11 protein-coding genes are annotated in these 12897 nt (G+C 74.4%); 7 read left to right on the top strand and 4 right to left on the bottom strand.

Translation table 11 applies throughout. The features are described from left to right. Positions 1 to 5: 5 nt before the first annotated feature. Positions 6 to 458 carry a Fe-S cluster assembly sulfur transfer protein SufU gene (sufU, locus tag ACH5AR_RS13320; protein ID WP_380548922.1) on the top strand — a complete coding sequence of 151 codons (453 nt, stop codon included), beginning with the start codon at positions 6 to 8 and terminating at the stop codon, positions 456 to 458. Positions 459 to 480: 22 nt separating this feature from the next. Continuing rightward, complete coding sequence (locus tag ACH5AR_RS13315; RefSeq protein ID WP_396301498.1) at positions 481 to 876, top strand: metal-sulfur cluster assembly factor; 396 nt, start codon at positions 481 to 483, stop codon at positions 874 to 876. A gap of 177 nt (positions 877 to 1053) precedes the next feature. Here ACH5AR_RS13315 and ACH5AR_RS13310 read toward each other — a convergent pair whose 3' ends face one another. Then, positions 1054 to 1905, bottom strand: a complete 852-nt coding sequence (locus ACH5AR_RS13310) for a helix-turn-helix transcriptional regulator (RefSeq protein WP_396301497.1) — start codon at positions 1903 to 1905, stop codon at positions 1054 to 1056. An 87-nt stretch (positions 1906 to 1992) separates the two neighbouring features. On the opposite strand from ACH5AR_RS13310, the gene ACH5AR_RS13305 reads away from it, so the two are divergent. Together ACH5AR_RS13305 and ACH5AR_RS13300 are read left to right on the top strand one after the other, a co-directional pair. Continuing rightward, positions 1993 to 2793 (top strand): SDR family NAD(P)-dependent oxidoreductase, encoded by an 801-nt coding sequence (locus tag ACH5AR_RS13305; RefSeq protein WP_396301496.1) that lies wholly within the window; start codon positions 1993 to 1995, stop codon positions 2791 to 2793. Between the two features lie 96 nt (positions 2794 to 2889). Beyond that, entirely contained in the window at positions 2890 to 3762 is an 873-nt protein-coding gene (locus tag ACH5AR_RS13300; protein WP_396301495.1) for a hypothetical protein, read from the top strand. Positions 3763 to 3966: 204 nt separating this feature from the next. Here the strand turns inward: ACH5AR_RS13300 and ACH5AR_RS13295 are convergent, their stop codons facing one another. Beyond that, positions 3967 to 5301: an MFS transporter gene (locus ACH5AR_RS13295; protein WP_396301494.1), complete on the bottom strand. Its 1335-nt coding sequence runs from the start codon at positions 5299 to 5301 to the stop codon at positions 3967 to 3969. A gap of 358 nt (positions 5302 to 5659) precedes the next feature. Between ACH5AR_RS13295 and ACH5AR_RS13290 the strand changes: the two genes are divergently transcribed. Continuing rightward, entirely contained in the window at positions 5660 to 7315 is a 1656-nt protein-coding gene (locus ACH5AR_RS13290) for a hypothetical protein (protein ID WP_396301493.1), read from the top strand. A gap of 21 nt (positions 7316 to 7336) precedes the next feature. Here the strand turns inward: ACH5AR_RS13290 and ACH5AR_RS13285 are convergent, their stop codons facing one another. Further along, entirely contained in the window at positions 7337 to 7816 is a 480-nt protein-coding gene (locus tag ACH5AR_RS13285) for a VOC family protein (protein ID WP_396301492.1), read from the bottom strand. Between the two features lie 169 nt (positions 7817 to 7985). On the opposite strand from ACH5AR_RS13285, the gene ACH5AR_RS13280 reads away from it, so the two are divergent. Both ACH5AR_RS13280 and ACH5AR_RS13275 read left to right on the top strand, forming a co-directional pair. Continuing rightward, complete coding sequence (locus tag ACH5AR_RS13280; protein ID WP_396301491.1) at positions 7986 to 9257, top strand: hypothetical protein; 1272 nt, start codon at positions 7986 to 7988, stop codon at positions 9255 to 9257. A 230-nt stretch (positions 9258 to 9487) separates the two neighbouring features. Then, complete coding sequence (locus ACH5AR_RS13275; protein ID WP_396301490.1) at positions 9488 to 10978, top strand: alkaline phosphatase PhoX; 1491 nt, start codon at positions 9488 to 9490, stop codon at positions 10976 to 10978. Here the strand turns inward: ACH5AR_RS13275 and ACH5AR_RS13270 are convergent. Then, on the bottom strand, positions 10966 to 12615 hold the full coding sequence (locus ACH5AR_RS13270; protein WP_396301489.1) for a PucR family transcriptional regulator: 1650 nt from the start codon (positions 12613 to 12615) through the stop codon (positions 10966 to 10968). The two genes, ACH5AR_RS13275 and ACH5AR_RS13270, sit on opposite strands and share 13 nt — an antisense overlap. Between the last annotated feature and the right edge of the window lie 282 nt (positions 12616 to 12897).

Genomic DNA, 12897 nt, shown 5'->3' with positions numbered 1-12897 from the left:
CGACCATGAAGCTCGACTCGATGTACCAGGACATCATCCTGGACCACTACCGCAACCCGCACGGCAAGGGGCTGCGGGACGGCGACGCCGAGGTGCACCACGTCAACCCGACGTGCGGCGACGAGATCACCCTGCGGGTGAAGCTCGACGGCGCCACCGTCACCGACGTCTCGTACGAGTCGCAGGGCTGTTCGATCAGCCAGGCGAGCGCCTCGGTGCTGAACGACCTGGTGGTCGGCAAGACCGTGGGCGAGGCGCAGGCGGTCCAGGAGGCCTTCCTGGAGCTGATGCAGAGCAAGGGGCAGGGCGAGGGCGACGAGGAGGTGCTGGAGGACGCGGTCGCGTTCGCCGGCGTCTCCAAGTACCCGGCGCGGGTCAAGTGCGCGCTGCTCAGCTGGATGGCCTGGAAGGACGCCACCGCCCAGGCGCTCGCCCAGAACCCCGCCGTGAACGACTGAACCCGCAGAGGAGGACAAGACCATGAGCGACGAAGCCACCACCGCCGGCGCCGAGGCCCCCGCTGCGGAGCAGCAGACCGGCACGGTCATCGTCGGCACCACCGCCGGCACGGTCTCGGTCGAGGACCTGACCGAGGCCCTGATGGACGTCGTCGACCCCGAGCTGGGGATCGACGTCGTCAACCTGGGCCTGATCTACGGCATCCACATCGACGAGTCCGACGTGGCCACCATCGACATGACGCTCACCTCGGCGGCCTGCCCGCTGACGGACGTCATCGAGGACCAGGCCAAGACCGCCACCGACGGGCTGGTGCAGGACCTGCGGATCAACTGGGTCTGGATGCCGCCGTGGGGCCCGGACAAGATCACCGACGACGGCCGCGACCAGCTCCGGGCGCTGGGGTTCAACGTCTGACGGACGGCCGGTACGAACGCCGCTGCCCGGGACTTCTTCGGAAGTCCCGGGCAGCGGCGCTTTCGCCCGCCTCGCCGGCGAGGAGGTCGAACCGCACGGCCCCATCGAGACCGAAGCAGCCCGCCGCCTCGCCGACGACCTCAACAACCAGTAGTCACCCGCTTGCCCAACACTTTCTCAGCCGGGCACGTCCATGCGCTGTGTGCCGATCACCGACAGCAGCCGTAGCGCCTCCTCCGCGGGAGAGCCGGGCTCGGCCGTGTAGATGACGACTTGTTGGTCCCGGTCGGTGATGTCGAGGACGTCGCAGTTGACGGTGATGGGGCCGATCAGCGGGTGGTGGACGGTCTTGCGCAAGGTGGGCTCGGCGCGTACGTCATGGGCGGCCCACAGTCGTGCGAACTCCGCGCTGCCGGCGAGGAGGTCGTCCACCAGCCCGGCTACCTCGGGATCGTCCGGATAGCGGGCGGCGGTGGCACGCAGGTGCCGGGCCGCGGCGCGGGCGAACGCCTCCTCGTCGGACGGGTCGTACGGCATCCGCTCCCGCGATCGCGGTGCGAGAAAGGCACGGCGCACGAGGTTGCGCTCGCGCCGGGACAGCGCGGAGAAGTCCTCCAGGAGAGCTGCCGCCAGGTCGTTCCAGGCGATCACCTCGTAGGTCGCGGACAGCACGATCGCCGCGGCGTGCGGCAGCCGCCGCAGCAGGTCCAGGATGCTCTGCCGTACTTCGCGTGAGGGCCCGGCCGACGGACCGGGCGGGGCGCCGGCGAGATGGTGCAGGTGGTCGCCCTCGGCGTCCGACAGGCGCAGGGCCCGGGCCAGACCGGCGATCACCTCGCGAGACGGACGCGGGCCCCGTGCCTGCTCCAGCCGGGTGTAGTACTCGGTCGAGATGAAGGCCAGTTGCGCCACCTCCTCGCGGCGCAGTCCCGGGGTGCGGCGGCGCGGCCCGACGGGCAGACCCACGTCGGCAGGGGCGATGCGCTCACGCCTGCTGCGCAGGAAGCCGGCCAGCTCTCGTCTGTCCATGCCACCCAGTGTGCGCGGGTGCCGCGGGCCGATCCAGGTACCGCTGGTGCCTGGAACAGCCCCGCGGCCGGACGCAGGCTTACTGCCATGAACAACGTACAGACCACCGACACCTCCACCCCGACCGCCGGAGGCCTGCTGGCCGGCAAAGTCGCCCTCATCACCGGTGCCGGTCGCGGTATCGGCGCCGCCGCGGCGCGCCTGTTCGCCCGGGAGGGCGCCCGGGTGTTGCTCGTGGCCCGCACCCAGGACCAGCTCAAGGCGGTGACCGAGGAAGTCCGGGCGGCCGGCGGCACCGCCGAGTACGCGGTGTGCGACCTGGCCGACGGGGCCAGTGTCCGTGCCGCCGTCGACCGCGCAGTCGACCTGTACGGCCGGCTCGACGTCGCCTTCAACAACGCGGCCACCAGCATGCCGCCTGCCCCGGTGGACCACGTGTCCGAGGCGGATCTCGACCACCTCTACGCCGTGAACCTCAAGGGCCCGTGGCTGGCCATGTCCGCCGAGGTCGCCGCCATCCGGGCCACCGCCGGCACGGGTGCGATCGTCAACAACTCGTCCGTCGGCAGCCTGATGGGCAATCCCGCGCTGCCCGCCTACGGCGCGATGAAGCGGGCGGTCAACAGCCTCACCGAGTCGGCCGCCATCACCTACGGCCCGGAGGGCATCCGCGTCAACGCCATCGCTCCCGGCACCACACTGACCGAGATGGTGCGTGCGTGGAACGACCACTCACCCGGCGTCATCGACCAGCTCAACGCGCGCACCCCGCTGCGCCGTGCGGCCGACCCGGCCGAGATCGCCCAGGCCGCCGCCTGGCTCCTGAGCGACCGCGCCTCCTACGTGACCGGGGCGGTGCTCCCGGTCGACGGCGGCATGCGGGCCTGAGAGAGTGTTGGGCAAGCGGGTGACACCCTGCGCACCGCGAAGGGTGGGCGTAGGACCGGAGCCGAAGAGGTTTCCACCCTCCGACAGCTAACCGAGATGTTCAGGACCGCCGACGAGAAGCTGGGCGGCGGCTACGGGCTGTCCACCGTGTCGTCCTACCTGGTGGATGCCGTCGTGCCGATGCTCCAGGCCGCGTTCCCGTCGGAGGAGGTCCGGCGGAGTGCGTACGGGGCGGCTTCCGAGCTGGCGACCCTGGTGGGATGGAAGTGCCACGACCTCGGCCGCGAGGGCGCCGCCCAGAGGTTCTACCTCCTCGCCTACCAGCTCGCCCGCGAGTCCGACCCCGCAGGCCACGGGGCCTGGATGATGCGAGCCCTCACCCACCAGTCCCTCGACCTGAACCAGACCACACACTGCGTCGAACTGGCCGAGGCCGCGCTGTCACGGGCCCAGGGGAAGGTCGATCGCAAGACGGAGGCGCTCCTGCTGGTGACCGCCGCCCGGGCGTACGGAGCGAGCGGCCAGACCAAGGAAGCCGCCGGAGCGCTCCTGGCCGCCGAGGACGCCATGCTCACCGGCGATGACGGCGTCTCCTCCTACGCCGCAGCCTCCGGCCCGGTCGCGGCCACCGTGGCATCGCACACCGGCAAGACCCTGACCGAGATGAAGGACCACCGAGCAGCCGAACGGCACTACCGTGCGGCGCTGGAAGACCGCGTCCCGGGGACCTACCAACGGGTTCGCGGCCTGACCATCGCGAACCTCGCCAAGTCTGTCGCCGCCCAACACCGCCACGAGGAGGCCGTGATCCTCTGGAACCAGTGCCTGGACCTCATGGACGGCGTGGCATCCGGCCGAAACCAGAAGGAGCTGAAAACGGTGCGCTCAACGATGGCCGTCTACAGCAGGCGCGGAATCCCCGGCGCCCCCGAACTCGCTCAGCGAGCTGCTGTACTCGCGTCTCTGTAACGCCGGATCGCACCGAGCGCTCGGGCCCCGAGAAGAGGGTGGGGGCGGCCACCCGCCGCCTGGCGGGTGGGGGGTGGTTGGTGGGGAACGGCGGCAGAGCTGCCCAACCAAGCGGATGAGGCGCGGGTTTCACCCGATGGCGGAAACGCCGCTGCCCGGGGCCTGTGTGGAGGGGCCCCGGGCAGCGGCGTTCGTGTGGGCCGGTCAGGCCGTCGGGCGGGGCTTGCGGGCGACGGCGATGGCGAGGGCGGCGCAGAGGAGGGCGGCGAGGGCGGTGAAGCCGCTGACGGAGGGGAGGAGGCCGTAGCGCTGGACGAGGGCGCCGAGGGCGATGATGGGGGCGGAGCTGCCGAGGTAGACGATGACCCACAGGGCGCTCAGTTCGGAGCCCCGGCGTTCCGGGTTCATGGCGGCCACGGCTGAGGTGAACAGGGAGCGGAAGGCCACGCCCTGGGAGACTCCGCCGAGGATGCTGCCGATGAAGAGCAGCGCGGGGGTGCCGGTGTACCCGGCCGCCACCACCAGGCCGAGGCCGGTGGCCAGGCCGGTCATGCCGAGGGCGGTCACCACGCGGTCCGAGGTCGGCGGGACGACCAGCTGGGTGGCGGCCGAGGAGCCGAGCAGGAGGGCGGCCACCACCGCGCCGACCAGCTTGGAGTCGGTGTGCAGCAGCGTGGCGGCGAAGGCCGGGGCCAGGGAGAGGTAGACGCCGAAGACCGCGTAGGAGATGAAGCCGGCGGTGGCGGCGAGCAGGAACTGGCGGCGGCCGGTGCGCGGCAGGCGCAGGCGCTGCGGGCGCAGGTGGGCCGGGGTGGTGATCCGGGGCGGGGAGGCCGGCGGGCGGCTGCGCCCCGGCATCCGGGGGTGCACCAGGGCCAGCGGCACGCAGAGCGCCACCAGGGCGACGGCGTGCAGCAGGAAGGGCGTCAGCAGCGGGTCGGAGCCGCCGGCCAGCAGGGCGCCGACGATCGGGCCGAGTGCGACGCCGCCCGCGGAACAGGCCAGGGTGATCTTGGCGGCCAGGGTCGGCCGGTCGGGCAGCAGGTCGCCCAGGGCGGCCCCCGCGGCGCCGGTGGACAGGCCGACGGCGACGCCCTGGACGGCGCGGCCGGCGGCGAGCTGCCAGAAGCTGCCGGAGGTGGCGAAGACGACGTCGCCGACGGCGGACAGCGCGACGGCGGGCAGGATCAGGGCGCGGCGGCCGAGGTGGTCGGACCAGTGGCCGACCACGGCGAGCACCGGGACCAGGGCGAAGACGTAGATCGCGAACAGGATCGTGGTGTCGAGCGGTCCGAGGCCGAGGCGCTGCTGGAGGAGCGAGTAGATCGGCGTGGCCAGGTTGGCGCCGATCAGCATGAGCAGCAGGGCGGCGGCCACCAGGCCGACGCGGACGCCGCGCAGCGCGTTCCAGCGGCTGATCGCGGCGAGCTGGAGCTGGGCGCGCGGTGCGAGCTCCAGGGGGAGCAGGGCCTCCGACAGTCGGCGTCCGTCGAGCTGCGCGGTGCGCAGGCCGGAGCCGGCGGGGGAGAGGTCCGCCATGGCAGGGGTCTCCTGTGGCCGGGCACCACCGGGGTCGGCGGGGTGTGCCGGCGTGCCCGTCCGGAGGCGCTGTGGTGTGGCCGCGGGTACGGGCTCCCTGGTGGGGCGAGGTGAGCTGAAGAGGGCCCCTCCGGCCCGGGGTCGGGCGGAGGGCGGTGGGCTTCGTTGCCCCGGTGGCCCGCGCGGGGTGTGCGCGGTACCAGAGCGAAGGATAAGGGGTAGGCGCACGCCCACGGCGCGCGCCCCTGGGGGCGCCCCCCACGGCGGGGCGTCGGGGGTGCCCGACCTATACGCTGAGGTGGTGGATCGGTACGCGGCGCTGTTGGGCTGACCGCTGGCTGAGGGAGAGCGCACAACGATGGCCGGACGACGTCGCAAGAACACCGGGACTCCGGCGGGGGAGGGCACGGCCGAGCCGGTGCTGCCCGCCGACCTGGAGCTCCAGGACCTCTACGGGGCGTTCGCCGCGCACGGGCTGGACGACGAGGACCTGGACGACGCCGCCGTCCTCGTCCCGCCGGTCAAGCTGCCCGCCGAGCAGGAGCTGGCCGCGCAGGCGAAGGCCGTACCGATGTTCGGGTACGCGCTGGCGCTGGCCCGCTGGGCCGCCCCGCACCGGGCGGTCGACGAGTTCGGCGACCTGGTCGAGGCCGACCGGGCCCCCGCGGCCCGGCTGCTGGGCCTGGCCCCGGCCGAGGGCGAGGTGCCCGAGGAGGCCGAGGTCGAGGCGCTGCGCGCCTGGTCGCTCGCCTGCGACCTGGACCTGGTGGAGCTCGGCACGACCGCGGAGGGCGAGCACGTCGCCGTCCCGGGCCCGGACCTGGAGCCCGCCGAGCAGGGGGACCCGGAGACCGTCCTGGAGCTGTGGCTGACCGCCGCCGGGATCGTCCGGGAGCTGGCCGTCGAGGCGGACTCCGTCCCCGAGCTGGACTCCGTCCCCGAGGCGGACTCCGTCGCCGAGGGGGGCGAGGGCGAGGCGCAGGCGGCCGGCGAGGCCGAGGAGGACGAGGACGGGCTCTCCGAGGTCGAGGAGGCCCGCGACGAGGCCGCCGAACTGCTGGACGAGGCCCTCCAGGTGCTCTACGAGACCACCGCCTTCGCCGAGCCCGGCAACGAGACCGTGCCGCTGGGCGTGCTGGCAGCGCTGCTGGTGGTCCCGGAGGGCGAGGAGCCCAGCGAGGAGCTGCTCGGCGACATCACGGACGTGATGGTCGCGCTGGACCCGATGCTGGGCGACCTCGCCGAGCTCGGCCTGCTGGACTACCGCCCGATCGACCCGGAGCTGTTCGACGAGGAGGACGGCGAGGAGCCCGCCGTGGTCGGCGAGGAGCCGCTGGACGAGGAGGAGTCGGCCCGCTTCGGGCTGGTCCGGCTCACCCCGCTCGGCCAGTACGGCATCCGGCAGTGGCTGCTGGAGGACGGCTACGACGCGCCGCTGGTCGGCGACCTCGCCCGGGGCGACGCGGTCGAACTGCTGCGCGGCGTGTGCGAGTCGGCCAACGTGCTGCCGGAGGAGGAGCTGCGGGTGTGGACGGCGGAGCGGGAGCCGGTGGCGGCGGCGCGCGAGCTGCTCGCGGCGGCGCGCGGCTCCGACGGCTACGGCCCGCTGCGCCGGATGCTCTGCGTCTCGGCGCTCAACCTGCTGGGCCCGGCCGCGGAGCCGGCCGCCCGGGAGGTCGTGGACGACCCCGAGCTGGGCGGCGCGGTGCGGGCCTGGCTGGCCGCGCAGGGGGCGGCCGACGTGCCGGTGCCCGACCGGGCGATGGCGCTGTGGACGGTGGTCGACACCTTCGCCGCCCAGCTGCTGGACAACGGCGGGGACGCCGAACTGCTGCGCGAACTGATCGCCGACCTGCCGGTGAACGGCGATCCGGCCGGGTGGTTCGGCGAGCTGTGGCGGGTCGACCACCCGTACACGGCGGACGTCCTGGAGGCGATCGGGGAGCTGCACCCGGACCGGGCGCTGGCCAAGGAGGCCCGCAAGGCGGCCTTCAAGGCGCGCTCCAAGAACTGAACGGGAGTCTGCGGACACGCCCTAGGGGAGGTCCAGCGAGCCGTCCTCGGCGAAGGGGAAGAACGGGTTGTGGGCCAGCTCCCAGAGGTGGCCGTCCGGGTCCTCGAAGTAGCCGGAGTAGCCGCCCCAGTCGGTGGGGACGGGCGGCTTGACCACCACGGCGCCGGCCTCGACGGCCGTCCGCAGCGCGGCGTCCACCAGCGCGGGGGACTCCAGGTTCACCGCGAGGGTGACGCCGCGGAAGGACGGCTCGCCGGTGGCGGGCACGCCCGCGTCGGCGGCCAGTTCGTCGGCGGGGAAGAGGCCGAGCACCGAGTCGGCGGTGCGGAACCAGACGATCTCCGGGCTGGAGGCGGCGGAGCGCTGCCAGCCGAGCGCCTCGTAGAAGCGGGCGCTGCGGTCGAGGTCGGCCACCCCGAGGGTGACGATGCTGATCCGGGCGGGGAAGGCGTCCTCGCCGGGGCGGGCGGCGGCCTGCGCCGCGTCGTTCTGTGCTGTCATGCCGCCAGGGTAGGGAGGGCGGCTGACAACCGGGCCCGCTGACACGGCCACCGCCCCCGTCCGGCGGCCGAGCTGATGACCCGGCAGCTGTGGGCACGTAAGGTGGCGTCAGCGGTGCGGGTGCGAGGACTCGGGGGTGCGGCACAGGATGGTGCGGGAGAGCGGCGGCATGCACCAGAAGCGGAACACCGGGGCCCCGGGGGCCGCCCCGGCTCCGGACCGGCCGGTCCGGGAGGGCCGGTTCGCCGGCCGGCCCGCCGAGCGGCCGCTGGAGCGGCCCGTCGACCAGGAGGAGTTCTCCCGCCGGACGCTGGCGGCGGCCGACTTCCCGGTGTACGGCGTGGCCGGTGCGGCCGACGGGGCCGGCCGGGCGGCGGCCGGAGGAGCCGGGGCCGGCCGGGATTCGGCCGACGGGGCCGACGGGGCCGGCGGGGCGCCGACCGGTGAGGCGCTGGCGGCCTTCGAGACCTCCGGCGGCGAACTGCGCTGGGTCGAGGTCCAGTGCGGCGACTGGCGCTCGGCGGCCGGCCCGTACCTGACCGTGCGCACCTACCGGCCGGGTGCCGAACTGGGCGAGCCGCTGCCCGAGTTGGAGGACCTCGTCGAGGACGAGCGGGACCGCGTCTACGAGCAGACGGGCGTCGACGAGGGCGACGGGCCCGGCCGGGTACGGGCGCTGCGTGCGTGGATCACGGTGGACGGCGAGCCCTGCCCGATCGAGGTGCACGAGGACCGCCCGGTGCCGGAGCCCGGCGCCCCGGCGGCGGCCGGCCCGGAGCCGGTGTGGGCCGGGCGGCTGAGGGTCGGCGGGCTGACCGTGACGCTGTGCGGGCGCGGGGTCGCCCCCGGCGCGGTGGAGCTCGGCCGGATCGGCGACTTCGAGCGCTGTCTGCGCGGCCGCACCGAGCTGCTGCGCGAGCTGGCCGCCCGGCGGGCCCGGCACGTGCCGGTCGAGGAGCGCGAACTGCCGCCCGCCGTCGGGATGGAGGCGCACCGGGCGCTGATCGCGCAGGCCGTCGCCGAGTCCGCCGCGATCGAGGCCCAGGTGCGGGTGGGGCGCACGCCGAGGCTGCCGCGCGGGCTGCGCGGCGAGGCCGGCGCGGTGCGCTGGGAGACGGCGGTGCGCCAGCAGATGAGGCTGGCCACCGAGACCCGGGCGGAGGCCACCGCGGCGGTGGCCTCGATGGTGAACCACGTCAACCGGCTGTCCCAGCAGACCCACTGGCTGGTCGGCACCCCCGAGGGGGAGGCGGCCGTCGAGGAGGTCGTCCGGTACACGGTGTTCGCGAGCGAGGTGGCGAGCCTGCCGGCGCAGCGGGCCTGGGAGCAGCTGTGGCGGGAGCGGCCGGGCGGCGGCGGGGCGGGGGTCTGGGAGGAGCAGCGGCTGGCCGAGCAGCGCTGGCTGTCGGCCTGGGAGCAGTGGCGGGCGGCGCGGCGCTGACGGTCCGACGCACGGGCCGAGGCGCGGGACGAGGGCGCGGGGCAACGGCGCGGGGCAACGGCGCGGGCGCGGCGGGGGCGCTGGTAAAGCAGAGGTCATACGAAGGTCATCGGTCAGCAAAACGCCGCCTGGGCGTGAGGTGGGCGTCATTCCGGGTTCACCCGTCCGGCGGAGCCTGCTGGGCGTCGGCATCCCGCACCGACGCTCAGCCCATCTCAGGAGTTGCTGCCATGTCGCTGTCCCGCCGGGACTTCGTCAACCGTTCCACCCTCGTCGGGGCCGGCGTGCTGATCGCCGGCAGCGCGGAGGCGCTGGCCAGCGCCCCGGGCGCGATCGCCGCCCCGGTCGGCGGCGAGGCCCCGGCCGCCTCGGCCGCCGGGACCAACTCGGCCGCCGGCACCGCCGTCGGCTACGGCCCGCTGGTCCAGGACCCGGCCGGCCTGCTGTCCCTGCCGAAGGGCTTCTCGTACAAGGTCCTCAACCGGGCCGGCGTCACCAAGCTGCGCACCGGGGAGTTCACCCCGAGCAACCACGACGGCACCTCCGCGTTCGAGGACGAGCGCGGCGGCAACCTCATGGTCGTCAACCACGAGCTGGCCGGCGCCCGCGCCAACTGGCCGCACCCGGTGCCGCTGATCGAGGGCCACGTCTACGACCCGGGCGCGGCCGGCGGCTGCACCATCGTGCACGCCAAGCGGGACGGCTCGGTCGAGCAGTGGGTCGGCATCGCCGGCACCGCCACCAACTGCGCCGGCGGCGTGACCCCGTGGGGCACCTGGCTGTCCGGCGAGGAGACCGAGGACAAGGCCGGCAAGAACGGCTTCACCAAGGACCACGGCTACGTCTTCGAGGTCGACCCCTTCGACGACGACTACAACCGCGACCCGCAGCCGATCAAGGCCTTCGGCCGGTACGCGCACGAGGCCGTCGTGGTGGACCCGAAGAAGGGCCACGTCTACCTGACCGAGGACGCCTCGAACCCGAACGGCCTGCTGTTCCGCTGGACCCCGCCGGCGGGCTTCAAGCACGGCCGCTACAAGCTGCGCAAGCTGGAGGCCGACGCCGGCGTGCTGGAGGCCTTCAAGGTCTTCGACGCGCAGGGCAAGTTCGTCGACGACCTGTCCCGCGCCACCAAGGTCGGCACCACCTACGGCGTGGACTGGGTCAAGGTCCAGGACCGCGACGCCAGGACCGTCTCGGTGCGCAAGCAGTTCAAGGAGGGCGAGGTCACCCGCGCCCGCAAGCTGGAGGGCATGTGGTGGGGTGACGGCGGCTTCTACTTCGTCTCCAGCTACGCCCGCTCGGAGAGCCCGGTCCAGCACGACGGCCAGGTCTGGTTCTACAACCCGAACCGCCGCACCATCACGCTGAAGGTGCTGCTGGGCGTCAACAACGACGTCTGGGGCGACCACGACAACTTCGACGGCCCGGACAACATCACCGTCTCGCCGTACGGCGGCATCGTGATCGCCGAGGACGGCGACGGCATCTCGCACCTGTTCGGCGCCACCGAGGACGGCCTGGTCTTCCCGATCGCCCGCAACGAGCTGAACATCGGCTCCGCCGAGAAGCCCGAGTTCAGCGAGTTCACCGGGGTGACCTTCTCGGACGACGGCAGGACCCTGTTCGCCAACATCCAGACCCCGGGGATCCAGCTGGCCATCAGCGGCCCGTGGCGCCGGCTGAACGAGCACAAGCGCGGCCAGGGCTACGGCGCCTGATCCGGCCCGTCCGGCGACCTGCGGCTGTCCGCGGACCACTCGTCCGCGGGCAGCCGCAGTTGCAGCATCGCCAGCAGGCGCTGCTGCGGCTGGGCGAGGTCGATGCCGGTCAGCTGCTCGGCACGGCGCACCCGGTAGCGCAGGGTGTTGGGGTGGATGTGCAGGGCGTCCGCGGCCACCCGGACCTCGCCCAGCGCGTCCAGCCAGGCCAGCACCGACTCGGCGAGCCGGGTGCCGTGCCGGCGGTCGTACTCGGTGAGCGCGGTCAGCCGGGGGTCGCGCAGCCCGGTGCGCTCCTGGAGCAGCGCGAGCACCTCGCTGACCAGCACCTCCGCCTGGACGTCGATCAGCGCCGCGACCTCCAGGCCGACCCCGCCGCGGCCCATCGCGTCCAGGATGCGGTCCGCCTGCGCGCGGGACTCGGGGACGTGGGCCAGGCCGTCGACGGTCGAACCGATCGCGGCGCGCAGCGGGACGCCCAGGTGGTCCCGGGCGGCCGAAACCACCTCGGCGGCCCAGCCGCGCACGGTGGCCATCGGCAGCCCGGCCGGGAGCTCCGGCAGCAGCACGTACACCCGGGAGTCGATCGGGGCGAGCAGCGCGGTGCGGTGCCGGGCGGCGGTGTGCACCGAGATCAGGCCGGTGACGTCGGAGCGGTGCAGCGCGTCGGTGGTGCGCGCGCTGTAGGCCAGCACGGTGGCCGGGCGGCGCAGGTCCAGGCCGAGGTGGGTGGCGAGCGACTGGGGGCCGGTGGAGCCCTCCAGCAGGCCGGTGAGCAGCGTCCGGGTGAGCCGGACGTCGGCGGACAGCTCCCGGCGGCGGCGCACCAACTGGGCGGCCGCGACCCGGGCGGCGCCCACCAGGGCCTGCTCGGCCAGCGGGGCCAGCGGCTGGGAGCCCTCCTGGACCCAGATGGTGCCGAGCGGCTGCGCCCCGGCCCGGATGCCGACCGCCAGGCGGCGGCGCAGGCCCAGCTCGGGGTGGGGCTCGACCGCGATCGGGGTGTCCGAGCTGCGCAGGTGCTGGAAGATGCCCCACTCGCGGAGCTTGGACAGGTACGGCTCCGGGCCCTGCCAGCCGAGGATGGACAGCCGGCGCAGGTCGTCGACCTCGTCGGAGTCGGAGGAGCGGGAGTAGGCCAGCACCCGGCTGGAGGTGTCCTCGATCGAGACGATGCCGTTGGTGAGCACGGCGACGGTCTGGGCGAGGGAGAAGAGGTCGCCGGCGTTGGGCTCGGGGGCGCCGGGGGCGTCCGGGGCGTCCGGGCCGGCGATGATCGCCCGGGCCAGCGAGTCGAGGTGCTCCCAGCGGGTCTCGCGGCGCACCGAGAGCAGGGCGACGCCCGCGTCGGTGGCGGCCTCGCGCAGCGCGTCGGCCTGGCCGGGGCCGTCCAGCTTGACGGCCACGGCGGCGGCTCCGGCACGGCCCGCCGCGCGCAGGGCGGGCAGGGCTGCGCGGCCGCGGGCACCGATCGCGAGCACCAGCTCGCCGGCGGCGGCGGTCGGCGGGTCCTCCGGGTCGAGGATGGCGACGTCGCGCACCGGGACGTCCAGGCCCAGCGGGGCGGCCTGGAGCTCGACCAGCGGCTCGCCGAGGGACATCAGGAGCTGGCGGAGCGGCAGGCCGGGGGTGGTCACGCCGGTCCTCCCTCATCCGTCCGGACGACGTTGCGCGCTCGATTTTAGCCGGGCGGACAGTGTGCGGCCCCGTCGCCGGACGGCAGGGCGCGGGTGGCCCCGGGCGGGCCTCCGGTGCCCGGGGCGCGCCTTCCGCGCCCTCGTCGGAGGGCGGGCGCCGGAGTGCGAGCCGGTGGCCGGCGCCGTGGGGCGCGAGCCCGGGGGCGCGGGGTGGCACAAGGTGGTGTGAACGGTGGGGCGTGACGAGGCGGTTCGTGACCGTGGCGTGACCACGTTCGTCGG

Source organism: Kitasatospora sp. NPDC018619, assembly GCF_044391605.1.
GTDB lineage: Bacteria > Actinomycetota > Actinomycetes > Streptomycetales > Streptomycetaceae > Kitasatospora.
The sequence above is the reverse complement of the archived record's forward strand: the minus strand, read 5'-3'. Positions and strand labels throughout refer to the sequence as shown.